A 17,746-nucleotide genomic window follows, 5' to 3' on the forward strand; every position below is an offset into this window, starting at 1 on the left:
CACCGCGCGGCCCACGGACGGGCGGCGGCGCGGTGCGCGGTGCGCGACGGGGGCGGTGGCCGGTACGCGGGCGGCCACGGCATCGCCTCCGTGTTCGGCGGACGGTCGTACGGTGCTCACCACAAGATCTTCACCAGGGGTTCCCGCCACGGGCAAGTCCCGGGGGACAAGTGGCGCAATACCGTTCCGATCGGGCGTCAGGACTCGGCCGCGCCGTCCTGGCTCAGCGCCACCGCGGCCGGTCGGCTCCCCAACGCCCGGGAGGACACGCCCAATTGAGGGGCGCGGCGCCGAAGGCGACCGGCGACACCGCATGGCGCAGGCGGCCGAGCGGGCCGTCCGTCACGGTCAGCCAAGGGGACGGATCCGCGTACGCGTCCGCCCGCTCGCCGTGCACCGGGCCCTCGTCCCACTCCCCGTCCGTCAGCCACCGCGCCGTCCGCGCCAGGGCGAGCCGCACCCGCGCCGTCCCGCCGTGCGCCTCCCGCTCGGTCAGCGCCCGCAGGACGGCCGCGGCCAGCAGATAGCCGGTGCCGTGGTCCAGCGCCTGCGCGGGCAGCGCGCCCGGCTCCCCGGGCGCCCCCTCGACGGCGGCGATCCCCGTCGCGACCTGCACCAGGCTGTCGAAGCCGCGCCGCTCCGCCCACGGCCCCTCGTCGCCCCACGCCGACAGCTGGGCGAGGACGACACCGGGCGCGCGCTCGGCCAGCGCCTCGGGGGAGAGGCCGAACCGGTCGAGGGCGCCAGGCCGGTAGCCGGTGACGACCACGTCGGCCCGCGCGAGGAGCGCGTCGAAGGCGCGCCGGTCCGCCGGGGCGCCGAGGTCCAGCGCGGTGGACCGCTTGCCGAAGCCCGTGTCCGCGTGCTGGTCGGCCAGTTCGGGCAGGTGGGGCGAGTCGACGCGCAGCGCGTCAGCGCCCAGCAGCGCCAGCGTGCGGGTGGCGACCGGGCCCGCGATGACCCGCGTCAGATCGAGGACGCGGAGCCCCTCGGCGGGCCGCGCGGCGCCACCGGTGAGCGGCGGCAGCGGCCGCCCGGCCGTCCCGTCGGCGCCGGTCCGCTCCCGCCGCACCAGCGGCAGCGCGGCGACCGCGGCACCCTGCGGATGCGCGGCCCACTCCTCGGGGGAGCGCAGGGCGACGGCGAGGCCCCCGGCCGCGTACACCGCCCGCTCCACCTCGGCGGCGGGCCGCTCCGCGAGCCGGGCGGCCACGGCGTCGACGGACGCGTCGTCCGGGGCGAGCCCCAGCGCGGACGCCAACGCGGCCCTGTGGTGCGGGTAGTTGGCGTGGGTGCGCACCTGGCCGTCCGCGGTGCGCCAGAAGCGGGACAGCGGCGCGAAAGCGACCGGCGCCCGCCCGTCCACCCGCAGGTGGCGCTCGCTGACGAAGGCGGTCGCCACGGCCCCGTCGTCGACCCGCACGGGCGGCACCCGCTGCCCGGTGCGCGCCGCGGCGAGTTCGGCGGCGGCCAGCGCGCAGACGCCCACGCAGGCACGGGCGAGGCCGCTGACGGGCAGCCGCGCGGGCAGGGCGCCCTCGCGCACGACGGAGGAGACCCGGGAGAGCAGCGCGGGATCGCCGCCGAGCGCGGCCCAGGCGCCGCGCGTGGCGTTCAGTGATGCGTGTGTCATGCAGGCACTATGCCGGGTCGGCAGCTCAGTGGGGCCAACGGAGCGCGATCTCCTTCGCGGGATCGGACGGCCTGAGCTCCCAGCCGAGGTCGGTGGCCGCGCGGACCGCGTAGGCGCTGCCCACGCCGCGATAGTGCTTGAGCCCGATCTCGTGCTCACGGGGCTGCTTCGGCGTCCCTCCGCTCCTGGGGGCCGACACCCGCTTCGTCCGCTCGGCGAGCCACTTGTCGACCCGGGTCCGATAGAACTCGGTGTCGCCCTCGTGGCGCAGCTCGGGCCAGGTAACGCTCCAACGGGGCCACACGGGCATCTTCCCCAGGGTCGCGTCCATGACATGCTCGATGCCGCGTTCGTAGCCCGGTATCACGTAGGTGAGGAACTCCGTCAGCATGGCGAACGCGATGATGACGAGTGCCAGGCCGATCCACACCACCCACCACACGGGCAGCACCACCGTGCTCACGGCGAACCGCAGTACCAACTGCCAGGTGGGGCGGGCGGGATGGGCCACCCCGGCGTCGACCGAGCTGTGCACGGGGCTGCGAAACTCACTCATGGAAGCCGATCCTCTCGTGGGCGCACGGGAAGGGCCGGGCGGCCCCCCGAGCCGCCCGGCCCAACCCGCTGTCCAGCGGTGTTACTTGCGCACGGCGTCCAGCGCGTCGGCCATGCCCGCGCCGTAGAAGCCGTTCCCGTTCCTCGCGCTCTCGCAGACCGCGTCGACCTTGCCGTCACCGTCGATGTCGTACGGGTCGGTGCACGCCATCGCGTCCGCCTGGCGGTACAGCAGCGCCTTGACGCGCGCCGCCGAGGCGTGCGGATGCGTCGACTTGATCAGCGCGACCACGCCCGCGACGTGCGGGGACGCCATCGACGTACCGGCCTTGTAGCCGAACTTGCCGCCCGGCAGCGTCGACAGGATCCTGCCGTCGGTGGCCGGCGGGTTCGGCGTCTGGTACTTCGTGGAGTCGCCGCCCGGCGCCGTGATGTCGACGACGCCCTTGCCGTAGTTCGAGTACGACGCCTTGAGGCCCTTGGCACCCGTGGCGGAGACCGTCACGACGCCCGGCAGCTGCGACGGGATGTCGAGGCAGTCCTTGGTCTTGACGGTCCGGGGCACCGGCGTGCTGTCGTCCGGGCTCGACTCGTCGAGGAGCTCCTCCTGGGCGAGGTCGGTCTTCGCGTTGCCCGCGGCCGCGACGTTCACCGCGCCCTTGCGCTCCGCGTACCGCGCGGCCCGTCCGACGGCGTCGACGAGCGCCTTCTGGTCGTCGTCCGTCGTGCAGTTGAACAGCCACGGGTCGGTGTAGTAGCTGTTGTTGGTGACGTCGACGCCGTGGTCGGCCGCCCACACGAAGCCGCAGACCACGGCCTCCGTGTAGTACATGCCGGTCGCGGGCTCGGCCACCTTCAGGCTCGCCACCCTCACCCCGGGCGCGACGCCCGTGACCCCGGTGCCGTTCTTCGCGGCGGCGATCGTGCCCGCCACGTGCATGCCGTGGTCGCTCTCCTTGGCCACGGGACGCCACGCGTTGTCCTTCTGGACCGGCACGCCGCCCAGGCAGCTCGCGGACGCGGCGCGGTCGAAGTTCGGCGCGATGTCGGGGTGCGTGTCGTCGACGCCGGAGTCCAGCACGCCGACGGTGACCTTGCGGCTGCCGAGCGAGACGGCGTGCGCCTTGTCCGCCTTCATGGCGGGCAGGTCCCACTGCAGCGGCTCCAGCTCGTCCTGGCCCGCCGCCGCCCTGCCCGCCGCGGCCTTGGCCTCGGCGGCGGTCAGCGGCCGCTCGGCGTCGAGCGCGTCGTCGGCCTGCGCGGAGAGCGGCGCCGTGCGGGTCGCGCCCGCCGACTGGACACCCTTGGCCCGCCGGATCGTCTTCGCGAAGTCGGGGTTCGACGAGTGGACGACGATGACGCCGATCCTGTCGTACGCGATGACGACGTCGCCGCCCGCCTTGGCGATGGCCCGCTCGGCGAAGACCGAACTCGCCTTGCCGGGCCGGACGTTCACGACGTAGCTCATGGGCGCCGCCGCGGACGCCGACGCCGGGGCGTCCGGCACCGCCGCGGGCCGCGCCGCCGCCGTGCCCGGCAGGAACGCGACGGCCGAGACCATCGCGGCGCCGAGCGGCAGGGCCAGCACCCGGCGGGAGCGCCGGAGCCCGGCGGCCGTTCTGTGGGACTTGGTCACGTTCTGTCTCCCCGTCACTTCTTCTTCACGGCGTCGAGCGCGTCGACGAGCCCACTGCCATAGAAGCCGTTCTTGCCCTTGCCGCCGTTCTGGCACACCGCGTCGACGTCACCGTCACCGTCGGGGTCGTACGGCTCGGTGGGGCACGCCAGCGGGTCGGCCTGCTTCTTCAGGAGGCGCTGCAGCTCGGCGGGGCCCGCCTTGGGGTGCGTGGACTTCAGCAGCGCGGCGACGCCGGAGGCGTGCGGGGCGGCCATCGACGTACCGCGCAGCCAGCCGTACTCGCCGCCCGGCATCGTGGAGAGGATGTTGCCGTTCTTCGACGGGGTGTCGGTCGGCAGCTGGTACTTGTCGCCGCCCGGGGCCGTCACGTCGACGACGCCCTTGCCGTAGCTGGAGTACGACGACTTGAGGTTCTTGACACCCGTGGCGCTGGTGGTGACGACGCCCGGCAGCTGAGTGGGCACGTCCAGGCACTCGTGCGGGTCGACGGTGCGGGTCACCGGCGTGGAGTCGTCCGGGCTGGAGTCGTCGACGATCGCGTCCGCGTCCAGGTCGTGGTTGGAGTTGCCCGCCGAGGCGATGTTGAGGGTGCCCCGCTTCTGGGCGTACAGCTGCGCGCGGTTGACCGCGTCGAGGATCGCCTTCTGGTCCGGGTCGTCCTTGCAGTTGTACAGCCACGGGTCCACGTAGTAGCTGTTGTTGGTGATCTCGACGCCGTGGTCGGCGGCGAACACGAAGGCGCAGACCACGCTCTCCGGGTAGAACAGCTCGTCGACCGGGTCGGCCACCTTGATGCCCGCGATCTTCACGCCGGGCGCCACGCCCGCCACGCCGACGCCGTTGCGCGCGGCGCCGATCTCACCCGCCACGTGCGTGCCGTGGTAGTGCTCCTTCTTGGTGGGGCGCCAGGCCCCCGCCGAGGTGTCCGCCTTGCCGCCGGCGCAGTTCGCCGACTGGGCGGGCGAGAAGTTCGGCGCGAGGTCGGGGTGGGTGTCGTCGACGCCGGTGTCGATCACGGCGACGGTGACCTTCTTGCTGCCCGGGTTGATCTTCGCGGCCTTGTCGGCGCCGATCGCCCGCAGGTCCCACTGGTCGGCCTCCATCGGCTCGGCGCCCGGCGCGGCGCTCCGCTTCAGGGCCTTGGCCTCGGCGGCGGTGAGGACCTCCGCCTTGCCGTCGTCCGTGGTGGCGGCCGACTTCAGGGGCGCGGTGTGGGTGGCGCCCGCCGACTGCACGCCGCGCACGCCGCGGATCTTCCTGGCGAAGTCCGCGTCCGAGGAGTGGGCGACGATGACGCCTATCTTCTCGTGCGCGACGACGACGGACCCGCCGGTCCTGGCTATCGCCTTCTTGACGTACGCGATCGTCTTGTGGTCCGTACGCGTGTTGACGACGTACGCGAAGACGGGGGCGTCCTTCGCGGCCTGCGCCGACACGGGGGCGGGGGACTCGTTCGGGGCCGCGGACGCGGCGCCGGGCACGAAGCCGACCGAGGCGGCGAGGGCGATGCCGAGCGGCACGACGAGCGCCGCACGACGTCTGGAACGCAGATGGGCCATGGGTTCTCCACAACATCCGGAAGCGGAACCGCATGCGCAGTCGCATACGGAACTGCCCGAACACGGTGGTGCTCGGGCAGGTACATGACGGGTCGTTCGGGGTGAAGCTAACCCTGAAACTCCCAGGCCAGCAATGACTATCCGAAGAATCCGGGGAGTTGGGCGACGCCGCGCGTGCCGCCGTGACGTTGAGCAGACCGCGGAACCAACATCAACCCCCTGTCGGATCACGTCCCGTGGCCTTAGCATCGCCATCCGTGGCTCACGTGATCCGTGTCACTTCGGATCCGAGAGCGAGAGAGCCCATGGAACAACTGTCCGTCCCCACCCCACCCGCACCACGAGGAGACTCCGTGGCCACCGACGCACCGCCCCCTTCGAAGGGTGGCGCAGGAACAGAACCCGCTCCCCACGCGCCCTCCACGGAGGAGTACACCGAGGTGCAGGAGAGCGCGGAATTCGGTGAACTGCGCCGCGCACACCGCTCGTTCGCCTTCCCGCTCACCGTCGCCTTCATCGCCTGGTACCTCGTGTACGTCCTGCTCTCCAACTACGCGGGCGACTTCATGGGCACCAAGCTCTTCGGCAACATCAACGTCGCCCTGGTGCTCGGCCTCGGGCAGTTCCTGACCACCTTCCTCATCGCCTGGTTCTACGCGCGCCACGCCGCGTCGAAGCTGGACCCGAAGGCCGAGGCGATCAAGTCCCGCATGGAGACCCGCATGGAGACCCGCACGGAGGGCGACGCATGAGCCCCGCGCACACCGCCGTCATCGACCTGGCGGCGGCGTCCGACGCCTCCGAGCACCGGACGCTGATCATCAGCCTCTTCGCGGCCTTCGTCGTCGCGACGCTCTGCATCACCGTCTGGGCCGGACGCCAGACCAAGAGCGCCGCCGACTTCTACGCGGGCGGCCGCCAGTTCACCGGTTTCCAGAACGGCCTCGCGATCTCCGGCGACTACATGTCCGCCGCGTCCTTCCTCGGCATCGCCGGCGCCATCGCCCTCTTCGGGTACGACGGCTTCCTCTACTCCATCGGCTTCCTGGTCGCCTGGCTGGTGGCGCTGCTCCTGGTCGCCGAGCCGCTGCGCAACTCCGGCCGGTACACGATGGGCGACGTCCTCGCGTACCGCATGCGCCAGCGCCCGGTCCGCACCGCCGCCGGCACCTCCACCATCGTCGTGTCGATCTTCTATCTGCTCGCGCAGATGGCGGGCGCCGGCGTCCTGGTCTCGCTGCTGCTCGGCATCACCTCCGACGCGGGCAAGATCCTCATCGTCGCCCTCGTCGGCGTCCTGATGATCGTCTACGTCACCATCGGCGGCATGAAGGGCACCACCTGGGTGCAGATGGTCAAGGCCGTCCTGCTCATCGCGGGCACGGTCCTGATCACCTTCCTGATCCTGCTGAAGTTCAACTTCAACGTCTCCGACCTGCTCGGCACCGCCGCCTCCAACAGCGGCAAGGGCTCGGCGTTCCTGGAGCCCGGCCTCAAGTACGGCGCGAGCGGCACCTCGAAGCTGGACTTCATCTCGCTCGGCATCGCCCTGGTCCTCGGCACCGCGGGCCTGCCGCACATCCTGATCCGCTTCTACACGGTGCCCACCGCCAAGGCCGCCCGTAAGTCCGTGAACTGGGCGATCGGCATCATCGGCGCCTTCTACCTGATGACCATCGTGCTCGGCTTCGGCGCCGCCGCCCTGCTCAAGCCCGCCGACATCATCGCCTCCAACAAGGCCGGCAACACGGCGGCGCCGCTCGCCGCCCTGGAGATCGGCGGCGGTGGCGACTCCACCGGCGGCGCGATCCTGCTCGCGGTGATCTCCGCGGTCGCCTTCGCCACGATCCTCGCGGTCGTCGCGGGCCTCACCCTGGCCTCGTCGTCCTCGTTCGCGCACGACATCTACGCGAACGTCATCCGCAAGGGCAAGGCCACCGAGAAGGAGGAGATGAAGGCGGCCCGCTGGGCGACCGTGTTCATCGGCATCGTCTCCATCGCGCTCGGCGCCCTGGCCCGCGACCTGAACGTGGCGGGCCTCGTCGCCCTCGCCTTCGCCGTCGCGGCCTCCGCCAACCTGCCGACGATCCTCTACAGCCTCTTCTGGAAGCGCTTCACCACCCAGGGAGCGCTCTGGTCGATCTACGGCGGCCTGATCGCGGCCGTCGGCCTGGTGCTGTTCTCACCGGTCGTCTCCGGCAAGCCCACCTCGATGTTCCCCGGCGCGGACTTCGACTTCTTCCCGCTGGAGAACCCGGGCCTGATCTCCATCCCGCTGGGCTTCCTGCTCGGCTGGCTCGGCTCGATCCTCTCCAAGGAGGAGCCCGACAAGGGCAAGTACGCCGAGCTGGAGGTCAAGTCCCTCACCGGCGTCGGGGCCCACTGAGCGGCGTTCGTTCACACGTCCGTAGCGGCCGCGTCGTAGAGTCCTACGACGCGGCCGCGTCGTACCTCGTGTCAAATGGCCCATGGCGTTGTCAGAGGTGTCACGTAAGGTCGAAACCAGTGGGACCCGCCAACATCCAACCGCCGGGGAGGGGGCCGCAGTGCTCATCGACACCTATGGTCGCGTAGCCACTGACCTGCGCGTATCACTGACCGACCGCTGCAATCTCCGCTGTACGTACTGCATGCCGGAAGAAGGCCTGCAGTGGCTGGCCAAGCCCGATCTGCTCACCGACGACGAGATCGTCCGGCTCGTCCGGATCGCCGTCACCCAGCTGGGCGTCACCGAGGTCCGCTTCACCGGAGGCGAGCCGCTGCTGCGCCCCGGCCTCGTCGGGATCGTCGAGCGCTGTGCCCAGCTGGAGCCGCGCCCCAAGATGTCCCTGACGACGAACGGCATCGGACTCAAGCGCACCGCCAAGGCCCTCAAGGCCGCGGGCCTCGACCGGGTCAACGTCTCCCTGGACACCCTGCGCCCCGACGTCTTCAAGACCCTCACCCGCCGCGACCGCCACAAGGACGTCCTCGAAGGCCTCGAAGCCGCCCGTGACGCCGGCCTGACCCCGGTCAAGGTCAACACGGTCCTGATGCCGGGCCTGAACGACGACGAGGCCCCCGACCTGCTGGCCTGGGCCGTGGAGAACGACTACGAGCTGCGCTTCATCGAGCAGATGCCGCTGGACGCCCAGCACGGCTGGAAGCGCGACGGCATGATCACCGCGGGTGACATCCTGCAGTCCCTGCGCACCCGCTTCGAGCTCACCGAGGAGGGCGCCGGCGAGCGCGGCTCGGCCCCCGCCGAGCGCTGGATCGTCGACGGCGGCCCGCACCGCGTCGGCGTGATCGCCTCCGTCACCCGCCCGTTCTGCTCCGCCTGCGACCGCACGCGGCTGACCGCCGACGGCCAGGTGCGCACCTGCCTGTTCGCCACCGAGGAGACCGACCTGCGCGGCGCGCTGCGCGCGGCCCCCGAGGACAGCACCGACGGCTCGGACGAGGCCATCGCCCGCATCTGGAAGCTGGCGATGTGGGGCAAGAAGGCAGGCTCGGGCCTCGACGACCCGACCTTCCTCCAGCCGGACCGCCCGATGTCGGCGATCGGCGGCTGACCCGACCCGGCAGCGCGAGGCCCCGGCTCCGGCAGACGAGAGGCGGGGCCTACGCCTCGCGGGACTCCCAGTCGGCCAGCGTCACGACGTCCTTCAGCATGCCGCGGACGCCGAGGAACTGGGAGAGGTGTTCGCGGTGGTCGTCGCAGGCGAGCCAGGTCTTGCGGCGGTCCGGGGTGTGGATCTTCGGGTTGTTCCAGGCGAGCACCCAGACCGCGTCGACGCGGCAGCCCTTCGCGGAACAGATCGGCTTCTCGTCACTCACAGTCGCGTCCAAATGCCGTCGCAGGCGCGCCCCGGCGCCCTCAAGACAAGGCGACGCCGAGCAGCCACGGGGGGAGCTGCCCGGCGTCGGTCTGTCGCTCCGACGGGGGATGCGGAGCGCGTACGAAGTATGTCATGGGGGACCGGCCGACTGGCACCGGAACTACATGATTGATCTGAGGTTTTCTTGAGCTTGGCGGAACGTCGACGGTCGGCTCCGCTAGCGCGATCCGCCGCGCCGCTGGTCGTACGAGGACCCCACGGGATCTTCCGGGACGGATTCCGCCGGACCGGCGGGAGCGGGCGGCGCGAGCATTGGCCGAGAAGGAGCGGGTACGAACGTCGACGGGAGCGACGGCGCGTTCTCCCGGCCGGCGTTGGCGATCACCACCGAGATGTACGGCAGGAGGACCCCGAGCACCAGAGCGACGAACGCGACGTGCCGCTCGACGTTCCACAGCACGGCCGCGGCCACGACCGACACCGTCCGGATCGACATCGAGATCACGTACCGGCGCTGCCTGCCGCGCACGTCCTCGGCGAGACCCTGCCGGGCTCCCGTGATCCGGAAGACCTGGCCGCTGCTCTGCTTCCGCATCACGTTCCACCACCCTGTCCGCTGTGCCGGACTCTCCTGGTATCTGCCCCGGTCCGACCCTGTTCCACGTTACGCCGGGGCTGCGCCGCCTACGAGACCGGGGCGGGTCCCACCTCGGTGCTCTCCCTGCGCCGTGCCACGTATGGGGGCGCCCGACATGCGCCGTATGGCGGACAGGCCGACACTGACCGTAACGCTCATGTGGAGCCGTACGAGGAGGCAGCTATGGGCTGGTTGTGGGCGATCATCGTGGGTTTCGTGCTGGGGTTGATTGCCAAGGCGATCCTGCCCGGGAAGCAGCACAGTCCGCTCTGGCTGACCACGGTGTTCGGCATCATCGGAGCCGTCGTGGGCAACTCGCTCGCCGCGGCGTTCGGCATCGACGAGACCAAGGGCATCGACTGGGGGCGGCACGCCCTGCAGATCGTGGCGGCGGTCGTCATCGTGGCCATCGGAGACATGGCGTACAAGGCGATCAAGGGCAACAGACAGTCGGCGTAGCGCACGCCCCGGTGGCGTAGCGCCCCGCGCGGCGCACGAAGAGGGGCCGGTCCGTGCGGACCGGCCCCTCGCGCGTCGTACCGCGGGCGGGGTCAGCCCGCCGTGACCTCGACCGCCGCGAGGTTCTTCTTGCCGCGGCGCAGCACCAGCCAGCGCCCGTGCAGCAGATCCTCGCGCGCCGGCACGGCGTCCTCGGCGGCGACCTTGACGTTGTTCACGTAGGCACCGCCCTCCTTCACCGTGCGCCGGGCGGCGGACTTGCTCGCCACCAGGCCGACCTCGGCGAGCAGGTCCACGACGGGACCGAGCTCGGCGACCTCGACGCGCGGCAGCTCGGACAGCGCCGCGCCCAGCGTCGCCTCGTCCAGCTCGGCCAGGTCGCCCTGGCCGAACAGCGCCTTGGACGCGGCGATGACCGCGGCGCACTGGTCCGCGCCGTGCACCAGCGTCGTCAGCTCCTCGGCGAGCGCACGCTGCGCGGCGCGCGCCTGCGGACGCTCCTCGGTCTGCTTCTCGATCTCCTCGAGCTCCTCGCGGGACCTGAAGCTGAGGATGCGCATGTACGTCGAGATATCGCGGTCGTCCACGTTCAGCCAGAACTGGTAGAACGCGTACGGCGTCGTCATCTCGGGGTCGAGCCAGACGGCGCCGCCCTCGGTCTTGCCGAACTTGGTGCCGTCCGCCTTGACCATCAGGGGCGTGCCCATGGCGTGCACCGTGGCGTCCGGCTCCAGGCGGTGGATCAGGTCGATGCCCGCCGTGAGATTGCCCCACTGGTCGCTGCCGCCGGTCTGCAGCGTGCAGCCGTGGCGGCGGTACAGCTCCAGGAAGTCCATGCCCTGCAGGAGCTGGTAGCTGAACTCCGTGTAGGAGATGCCCTCCTGGGACTCCAGACGCCGGGCGACCGAGTCCTTGGTGAGCATCTTGTTCACCCGGAAGTGCTTGCCGATGTCGCGCAGGAACTCGATCGCGGACAGGCCCGCGGTCCAGTCGAGGTTGTTGACCATCCGCGCGGCGTTGTCGCCCTCGAAGGAGAGGAACGGCTCGATCTGCGAGCGCAGCCGGGCCACCCAGTTCGCGACCGTCTCCGGGTCGTTCAGGGTGCGCTCCGCGGTCGGGCGCGGGTCGCCGATCTGACCCGTGGCCCCGCCCACCAGCGCCAGCGGGCGGTGCCCCGCCTGCTGGAGCCGGCGGATGGTGAGGACCTGGACCAGATGCCCGACGTGCAGGCTCGCCGCGGTCGGGTCGAAGCCGCAATAGAACGTGACGGGACCGTCCGCGAGCGCCTTGCGCAGTGCGTCTTCATCGGTGGACAGGGCGAAAAGCCCGCGCCACTTCAGCTCGTCGACGATGTCCGTCACGGTTCTGTGTCTCCTCGTACGTACCTGGTGATCGGTCCCAGTCTATGGGCGTCACACGCCCTGGCTGACCGAGCTCATGTTGAAGTCCGGCACCCGCAGGGCCGGCATGGCAGCTCTAGTGAACCAGTCGCCCCACTCGCGGGGCAGTGTCTTTTCCGTGCGGCCGGCCTCCGTGGCGCGGCCCAGCAGGTCCACCGGCGACTCGTTGAAGCGGAAGTTGTTCACCTCGCCGACGACCTCGCCGTTCTCGACGAGGTAGACGCCGTCCCGGGTCAGGCCCGTCAGGAGCAGCGTCGCCGGGTCGACCTCGCGGATGTACCAGAGGCAGGTCAGCAGCAGCCCCCGCTCGGTGGCCGCGACCATCTCGTCCAGGGAGCGCTCGCCGCCGCCGTCCAGGACGAGGTTGTCGATGGCCGGGGTCACCGGGAGGCCGGTCAGGGCCGCGCTGTGCCGGGTGGTGGCGAGGTGAGCGAGCTCACCGTCGCGGATCCAGTCGGTGGGGCCGATCGGCAGGCCGTTGTCGAAGACCGACGAGTCGCCGCCGGAGGCGTGGGCGAGCACGAACGGCGCCGACTCCAGGCCCGGCTCGTGCGGGTCGCTGCGCAGCGTCAGCGGCAGCTCGGCGAGCTTCTCGCCGAGCCGGGTCGCGCCGCCCGGCTTGGAGAACACCGTGCGGCCCTCGGCGGCGTCGCGGGCCGAGGACGACCACAGCTGGTAGATCAGCAGGTCCGCGACGGCGGTCGGCGGCAGCAGCGTCTCGTACCGCCCGGCGGGCAGCTCGATCCGCCGCTCGGCCCAGCCGAGGCGCTGCGCGAGCTCCGCGTCCAGGGCCGCCGGGTCGACGTCCTTGAAGTCGCGGGTGGCCCGCCCCGCCCACGCCGACTTGGTGCGGTCGGGGGACTTGGCGTTGAGTTCGAGGGTGCCGTTGGGCTGGTCGTGCCGCAGGCGCAGCCCCGTCGACGTACCGAGGTAGCTCGACACGAACTCGTGGTTGGCGAAGCCGTACAGCTCGCGGCCGCCCGCGCGGGCCCGCGCGAACGCCTCGCCGAGCGCGGGGGCGAACTCCGCGAAGACCGCGGAGGACGTCTCCACGGGGGCCTCCGTGAAGTCGGGCGACGCGGGGGTGCCGGACACCAGCGGCTGCGCGTCCTCGGCGGGGCCCGCCCCGCGCGCGGCCTCCTCGGCGGCCCGGACCAGCGGCTCCAGGTCGTCCGTGGTCACGGCCGAGCGCGAGACCACGCCGGAGGCGGTGCCCTCCTTGCCGTCGACGGTCGCGATGACGGTGAGGGTGCGGCCGCGGGTGACGCCGTTGGTGGTCAGGGCGTTGCCCGCCCAGCGCAGATTCGCCGTCGACTCCTCGTCGGCGATGACGACGCAGCCGTCGGCGGTGGACAGGTCGAGGGCGCGCTCGACGATCTCGTGCGGCTTGGTGGCGCTGCGGCTCATCGACCGGCCTCCTGCGTGGTGTTCAGAATGTTCACGCCCCGGAACAGGGCGGACGGGCAGCCGTGCGAGACCGCGGCGACCTGGCCCGGCTGGGCCTTGCCGCAGTTGAAGGCGCCGCCCAGGACATACGTCTGTGGGCCGCCGACCGCGGCCATCGAGCCCCAGAAGTCGGTGGTCGTCGCCTGGTAGGCGACGTCGCGCAGCTGCCCGGTGAGCCGGCCGTTCTCGATCCGGTAGAAGCGCTGGCCGGTGAACTGGAAGTTGTAGCGCTGCATATCGATCGACCAGGAGCGGTCGCCGACCACGTAGATGCCCCGGTCGACGCCCGCGATCAGGTCCTCGGTGGAGAGTCCGGCCGGGTCCGGCTGCAGCGAGACGTTCGCCATGCGCTGCACCGGCACATGGCCGGGGGAGTCCGCGTAGGCGCAGCCGTTGGACCGCTCGAAGCCGGTGAGCCGCGCGATGCGCCGGTCCAGCTGGTAGCCGACCAGGGTGCCGTCCTTGACCAGGTCCCAGGACTGCGCGGCCACGCCCTCGTCGTCGTACCCGATGGTCGCGAGCCCGTGCTCGGCGGTCCGGTCGCCCGTGACGTTCATCAGCGACGAGCCGTAGGCGAGCTTGCCGAGCTGGTCGAAGGTGGCGAAGGAGGTGCCCGCGTACGCCGCCTCGTAGCCGAGCGCGCGGTCCAGCTCGGTGGCGTGGCCGATGGACTCGTGGATGGTGAGCCAGAGGTTCGACGGGTCGACGACGAGGTCGTACGAACCCGCCCGGACGCTCGGCGCCCGCATCTTCTCGGCCAATTGCTCGGGGATCCGCGCGAGCTCGGCGTCCCAGTCCCAGCCGGTCCCCGTGAGGTACTCCCAGCCCCGCCCGACCGGCGGGGCGATGGTGCGCATGGAGTCGAACTCACCGCTCGACTCGTCCACGGCGACGGCGGTCAGCTGCGGGTGCAGGCGGACCCGCTGCTGGGTGGTCACCGTCCCCGCCGTGTCCGCGTAGAACTTGTTCTCGTGCACGGTCAGGAGCGAGGCGTCGACGTGCGCGACGCCGTCGGCGGCGAGCAGCCGCGCGCTCCAGTCGCCGAGCAGGGCCGCCTTCTCCTCGTCCGGCACGGAGAAGGGGTCGATCTCGTACGAGGAGATCCACGTCTTGTCCGCGTGCACGGGCTCCGGCGCGAGCTCCACGAGCTCGTCGGACCCGGCGGCCTTGATGACCTGGGCGGACAGCTTGGCCATCGCGACGGCCTGGGAGGCGACCCGCGCCGCCGCGTCCATCGTCAGATCCACGCCCGAGGCGAAGCCCCATGTGCCGCCGTGCACCACGCGGACCGCGTACCCGAGGTCCGTGGTGTCCGAGGTGCCGGCCGGCTTGGCGTCGCGCAGCCGCCAGGACGCGCTGCGCACCCGCTCCAGGCGGAAGTCCGCGTGGTCGGCGCCGAGCGCTCGCGCGCGGGCGAGCGCGGCGTCGGCGAGAGCCCGCAGCGGCAGCGCCGTGAAGGCTTCATCGATGGAATGAGGCACGGATGTCTCCCTGCTGTCGGCACGGTCAGGCACGATCATGTCGTGCGCGGCGCCCCTCGTGCCAGACCTTTCCGCGCGGCCTTTCTGTAGGGACCCGACAGGGAGTCCTCCGCGCCACTGTCGGTCGCCGATTCTCCGTATCGCGGAAGGTACCGATAGGTTTTCGAGGTACCAGACCGCTATCGAAAGGGTGATCCGTTGAGCCGCTCGGTTCTCGTCACCGGAGGAAACCGGGGCATCGGCCTCGCCATCGCCCGCACCTTCGCCGACGCCGGCGACAAGGTCGCGATCACCTACCGGTCGGGCGAGCCGCCGCAGGCGCTCGCCGAAGCCGGGGTCCTCGCCGTCAAGTGCGACATCACCGACGCCGAGCAGGTGGAGCAGGCCTACAAGGAGATCGAGGACAAGCACGGTCCCGTGGAGGTCCTGGTCGCCAACGCCGGCATCACCAAGGACCAGCTCCTCATGCGCATGTCCGAGGAGGACTTCACGTCCGTCCTCGAGACGAACCTGACCGGCACCTTCCGGGTCGTCAAGCGCGCCAACCGCGGCATGCTGCGCGCCAGGAAGGGCCGCGTCGTCCTGATCTCCTCCGTGGTCGGCCTGCTCGGCTCCGCGGGCCAGGCGAACTACGCGGCCTCCAAGGCGGGCCTGGTCGGCTTCGCGCGTTCCCTCGCCCGTGAGCTCGGGTCGCGCAACCTCACCTTCAACGTCGTCGCCCCCGGTTTTGTCGACACCGACATGACCAAGGCGCTCACCGACGAGCAGCGCGGGAGCATCGTCTCCCAGGTGCCGCTCGGCCGGTACGCGCAGCCCGAGGAGATCGCCGCCGCGGTGAAGTTCCTCGCGTCCGACGACGCCTCGTACATCACTGGAGCCGTCATCCCGGTTGACGGCGGATTGGGCATGGGTCACTGATCACCATGAGCGGAATTCTCGACGGCAAGCGCATCCTGATCACCGGTGTGCTGATGGAGTCCTCCATCGCCTTCCACGCGGCCAAGGTCGCCCAGGAGCAGGGCGCCGAGGTCATCCTGACCGCCTTCCCGCGGCCCACGCTCACCGAGCGCATCGCCAAGAAGCTGCCCAAGCCCGCCAAGGTCATCGAGCTCGACGTCACCAACGAGGAGCACCTGGGCCGCCTCGAGGGCGTGGTCCGCGAGGAGCTCGGCGGCCTCGACGGCGTCGTCCACTCCATCGGCTTCGCCCCGCAGGACGCGCTCGGCGGCAACTTCCTGAACACGCCGTTCGAGTCGGTGGCCACGGCCATGCACGTCTCGGCGTTCTCCCTGAAGTCGCTGACCATGGCTCTGCTGCCGCTGATGCCGGAGGAGGAGGGCGGCGCGGTCGTCGGCCTGACCTTCGACGCGCAGTTCGCCTGGCCGCAGTACGACTGGATGGGCCCGGCCAAGGCCGCCCTGGAGGCCACCAACCGCTACCTGGCGCGTGACCTCGGCCCGCGGAACATCCGCTGCAACCTCGTCTCCGCCGGCCCCATCGGCTCCATGGCCGCCAAGTCCATCCCGGGCTTCGGCGAGCTCGCCAAGGTCTGGGACAGCCGCTCCCCGCTCCAGTGGGACATGGCCGACCCCGAGCCCGCGGGCCGCGGCATCGTCGCGCTGCTCTCGGACTTCTTCCCGAAGACCACCGGCGAGATCATCCACGTCGACGGCGGCGTGCACATGATGGGTGCCTGACCAGGCATTTCGTACGTACCTGCTGAGGTATCGCCTACCTACCCGAGCAGGTCTCCCGTACGTGTTCGAGGCCCCGTTCCCCGCAGTGCGCGGGAGGCGGGGCCTCGCCCGTTCGGCCCCCTGGCCGGGCGGTGAGGGGGGAGTGCCGCGCACCCTGAAGTGTGCGTCTTACCGGTGCGGTGCTCGTCGCTCTCGCTCTTGTGGTCGTCGCGCCGAGCGGCGTGCCGCGGGAGGCCCCGCACGCGCGCGTGGCGCAGGGATCCCCGCACGCGCGCGTGACGGACGAGAAGCCGCGGCCCTTCGGCGCGGAGTGCCGCACCGACATCGCCGGCTCCCGGGTGGTGGCGCGCTGCCACAACCCCTACCCCGAGACCGACCGGGTCCGTCTCCACGTGGAGTGCGACCGGTGGTGGGACATCGACGTCGACGACGCCCCCGTCGAGGCGGGGCCCGCCCAGACCGTGCGGCTCACCGGTCGGTGCTGGAAAGAGGTCCGCTCGGTCTGGGTCACCCACGAGAAGTGAGCGTCACGCGTGGCCGCGGCCCTCGGTGAACCGCTCCGGGCGGCAGAGGAACGGATAGCCCGCCGCCTCGGTCCCGGCCGCCTCCGCGTCCTGCGCGCGGATCGCGTCGACGAGGCGGGTGTGGTCCATGTGCGACTCGGGGGTCAGGTCCTTGCCGATGTCCTCGCGCAGCCAGTCCCGCAGGACCTCGCCCAGGTCCGCGTAGAGCGCCGTCATCACGTCGTTGTGCGACGCGGCGACCACCGCCATGTGGAAGGTCGCGTCGGCCGTCACGAACGCCTCCGCGTCCCCGGAGGCCCAGGCCTCCTCGCGGCGCACCATCAGGGCGTCGAGCTGCTTGAGGTCGCGCTCGGTGCGGCGCCGCGCGGCGAGCCTGGCCGCGCTCGACTCCAGCGTGCTGCGCAGCTCCGCGATGTGCCGGGGCTCCGCGTCGGCGAACCTGCGCTGCATCACGCCCGCCAGCTCGCTGGTCGCCACGACATAGGTGCCCGAGCCCTGCCGGATGTCGAGCAGGCCGTTGTGCGCGAGGGCGCGCACGGCCTCCCGCACCGTGTTCCTGGCCACGCCCAGCTGCTCGACCAGTTCGGGCTCGGTGGGGATGCGCGAGCCGATCGGCCACTCACCCGAGGAGATCTGGTTGCGCAGCTCGGAGATGACCTGTTCGGAGAGCGCCGAACGGCGAGGGGTGGTCAGCGGCATGACGTTCCTTCGTGAGGGGCGGGGTGCCGGGCCGGAGTGTGACGCATTCGGATTGGACAGCCAATCATCCCATGATTCTATGATGGACCCATGGCTAGTGAGGACACCGGGACGATGACGCCGGAATCGAAAGCGATACGCACGGAGACGGCAGTGACGGCCGGGACCGGCAAACAGGCACCCACGCGCGCGTGGG

Annotated in this window: 17 protein-coding genes; 7 read left to right on the plus strand and 10 right to left on the minus strand. The window is 71.4% G+C overall.

The annotated features are described in order from the left end of the window. Positions 1–223 precede the first annotated feature (223 nt). The 4 genes from AOK22_RS25495 to AOK22_RS25510 all read right to left on the minus strand — a co-directional run bounded on the left by AOK22_RS25495 (position 224) and on the right by AOK22_RS25510 (position 5,386). Positions 224–1,633, minus strand: a complete 1,410-nt coding sequence (locus tag AOK22_RS25495) for a CoA transferase (RefSeq protein WP_055701055.1) — start codon at positions 1,631–1,633, stop codon at positions 224–226. Between the two features lie 25 nt (positions 1,634–1,658). Continuing rightward, positions 1,659–2,189, minus strand: coding sequence for a hypothetical protein (locus AOK22_RS25500; RefSeq protein ID WP_055701056.1), 531 nt, complete (start codon positions 2,187–2,189; stop codon positions 1,659–1,661). An 81-nt stretch (positions 2,190–2,270) separates the two neighbouring features. Continuing rightward, the gene (locus tag AOK22_RS25505) at positions 2,271–3,749 is read right to left on the minus strand and encodes a S8 family peptidase (protein WP_055701070.1); all 1,479 of its coding nucleotides are present in this window, start codon (positions 3,747–3,749) and stop codon (positions 2,271–2,273) included. A gap of 89 nt (positions 3,750–3,838) precedes the next feature. Further along, the gene (locus tag AOK22_RS25510) at positions 3,839–5,386 is read right to left on the minus strand and encodes a S8 family peptidase (RefSeq protein WP_055701057.1); all 1,548 of its coding nucleotides are present in this window, start codon (positions 5,384–5,386) and stop codon (positions 3,839–3,841) included. Between the two features lie 353 nt (positions 5,387–5,739). Here AOK22_RS25510 and AOK22_RS25515 point away from each other — a divergent pair, with 353 nt between their 5' ends. The 3 genes from AOK22_RS25515 (at position 5,740) to moaA (ending at position 8,940) form a co-directional block, all read left to right on the plus strand. After that, entirely contained in the window at positions 5,740–6,138 is a 399-nt protein-coding gene (locus AOK22_RS25515; RefSeq protein ID WP_055701058.1) for a DUF485 domain-containing protein, read from the plus strand. Next, positions 6,135–7,772: a solute symporter family protein gene (locus AOK22_RS25520; RefSeq protein ID WP_055701059.1), complete on the plus strand. Its 1,638-nt coding sequence runs from the start codon at positions 6,135–6,137 to the stop codon at positions 7,770–7,772. Before AOK22_RS25515 ends, AOK22_RS25520 begins: the two co-directional genes overlap by 4 nt. Positions 7,773–7,932: 160 nt before the next feature. Next, complete coding sequence (gene moaA, locus AOK22_RS25525) at positions 7,933–8,940, plus strand: GTP 3',8-cyclase MoaA (protein ID WP_055701060.1); 1,008 nt, start codon at positions 7,933–7,935, stop codon at positions 8,938–8,940. A gap of 49 nt (positions 8,941–8,989) precedes the next feature. Here the strand turns inward: moaA and AOK22_RS25530 are convergent, their stop codons facing one another. Further along, positions 8,990–9,205 carry a hypothetical protein gene (locus tag AOK22_RS25530; RefSeq protein WP_055701061.1) on the minus strand — a complete coding sequence of 72 codons (216 nt, stop codon included), beginning with the start codon at positions 9,203–9,205 and terminating at the stop codon, positions 8,990–8,992. Between the two features lie 219 nt (positions 9,206–9,424). Next, positions 9,425–9,802 (minus strand): DUF3099 domain-containing protein, encoded by a 378-nt coding sequence (locus AOK22_RS25535; RefSeq protein ID WP_055701062.1) that lies wholly within the window; start codon positions 9,800–9,802, stop codon positions 9,425–9,427. A gap of 225 nt (positions 9,803–10,027) precedes the next feature. On the opposite strand from AOK22_RS25535, the gene AOK22_RS25540 reads away from it, so the two are divergent. Continuing rightward, a complete protein-coding gene (locus AOK22_RS25540) occupies positions 10,028–10,303 on the plus strand; it encodes a GlsB/YeaQ/YmgE family stress response membrane protein (protein WP_055701063.1) in 276 nt (91 codons plus the stop codon). A 92-nt stretch (positions 10,304–10,395) separates the two neighbouring features. Here the strand turns inward: AOK22_RS25540 and tyrS are convergent, their stop codons facing one another. Genes tyrS through AOK22_RS25555 form a run of 3 tightly spaced genes read right to left on the minus strand, consistent with a single transcriptional unit; the run spans position 10,396 to position 14,630 of the window. Continuing rightward, the gene (gene tyrS / locus AOK22_RS25545) at positions 10,396–11,664 is read right to left on the minus strand and encodes a tyrosine--tRNA ligase (protein WP_055701064.1); all 1,269 of its coding nucleotides are present in this window, start codon (positions 11,662–11,664) and stop codon (positions 10,396–10,398) included. 51 nt (positions 11,665–11,715) lie between these two features. Next, positions 11,716–13,110 (minus strand): TldD/PmbA family protein, encoded by a 1,395-nt coding sequence (locus AOK22_RS25550; protein ID WP_055701065.1) that lies wholly within the window; start codon positions 13,108–13,110, stop codon positions 11,716–11,718. Beyond that, complete coding sequence (locus tag AOK22_RS25555) at positions 13,107–14,630, minus strand: TldD/PmbA family protein (RefSeq protein ID WP_055701066.1); 1,524 nt, start codon at positions 14,628–14,630, stop codon at positions 13,107–13,109. Before AOK22_RS25555 ends, AOK22_RS25550 begins: the two co-directional genes overlap by 4 nt. A 198-nt stretch (positions 14,631–14,828) precedes the next feature. Here AOK22_RS25555 and fabG point away from each other — a divergent pair, with 198 nt between their 5' ends. The 3 genes from fabG (at position 14,829) to AOK22_RS25570 (ending at position 16,851) form a co-directional block, all read left to right on the plus strand. Next, entirely contained in the window at positions 14,829–15,548 is a 720-nt protein-coding gene (gene fabG / locus AOK22_RS25560) for a 3-oxoacyl-[acyl-carrier-protein] reductase (RefSeq protein WP_055701067.1), read from the plus strand. A gap of 5 nt (positions 15,549–15,553) precedes the next feature. Beyond that, positions 15,554–16,327, plus strand: coding sequence for an enoyl-ACP reductase FabI (fabI, locus tag AOK22_RS25565; protein ID WP_030684230.1), 774 nt, complete (start codon positions 15,554–15,556; stop codon positions 16,325–16,327). A 179-nt stretch (positions 16,328–16,506) separates the two neighbouring features. Then, positions 16,507–16,851 (plus strand): hypothetical protein, encoded by a 345-nt coding sequence (locus tag AOK22_RS25570; RefSeq protein WP_425264064.1) that lies wholly within the window; start codon positions 16,507–16,509, stop codon positions 16,849–16,851. Positions 16,852–16,854: 3 nt separating this feature from the next. Here AOK22_RS25570 and AOK22_RS25575 read toward each other — a convergent pair whose 3' ends face one another. Beyond that, complete coding sequence (locus tag AOK22_RS25575; RefSeq protein ID WP_055701069.1) at positions 16,855–17,550, minus strand: FadR/GntR family transcriptional regulator; 696 nt, start codon at positions 17,548–17,550, stop codon at positions 16,855–16,857. Between the last annotated feature and the right edge of the window lie 196 nt (positions 17,551–17,746).

Source organism: Streptomyces silaceus (assembly GCF_001419745.1).
GTDB lineage: Bacteria > Actinomycetota > Actinomycetes > Streptomycetales > Streptomycetaceae > Streptomyces > Streptomyces silaceus.

Coding starts and splice junctions, on each gene's coding strand:
- AOK22_RS25495 (WP_055701055.1), bottom strand. CDS start 1,633: ATGACACACGCATCACTGAACGCCACGCGCGGCGCCTGGGCCGCGCTC.
- AOK22_RS25500 (WP_055701056.1), bottom strand. CDS start 2,189: ATGAGTGAGTTTCGCAGCCCCGTGCACAGCTCGGTCGACGCCGGGGTG.
- AOK22_RS25505 (WP_055701070.1), bottom strand. CDS start 3,749: ATGGTCTCGGCCGTCGCGTTCCTGCCGGGCACGGCGGCGGCGCGGCCC.
- AOK22_RS25510 (WP_055701057.1), bottom strand. CDS start 5,386: ATGGCCCATCTGCGTTCCAGACGTCGTGCGGCGCTCGTCGTGCCGCTC.
- AOK22_RS25520 (WP_055701059.1), top strand. CDS start 6,135: ATGAGCCCCGCGCACACCGCCGTCATCGACCTGGCGGCGGCGTCCGAC.
- AOK22_RS25535 (WP_055701062.1), bottom strand. CDS start 9,802: ATGCGGAAGCAGAGCAGCGGCCAGGTCTTCCGGATCACGGGAGCCCGG.
- AOK22_RS25540 (WP_055701063.1), top strand. CDS start 10,028: ATGGGCTGGTTGTGGGCGATCATCGTGGGTTTCGTGCTGGGGTTGATT.
- AOK22_RS25550 (WP_055701065.1), bottom strand. CDS start 13,110: ATGAGCCGCAGCGCCACCAAGCCGCACGAGATCGTCGAGCGCGCCCTC.
- fabI (WP_030684230.1), top strand. CDS start 15,554: ATGAGCGGAATTCTCGACGGCAAGCGCATCCTGATCACCGGTGTGCTG.
- AOK22_RS25575 (WP_055701069.1), bottom strand. CDS start 17,550: ATGCCGCTGACCACCCCTCGCCGTTCGGCGCTCTCCGAACAGGTCATC.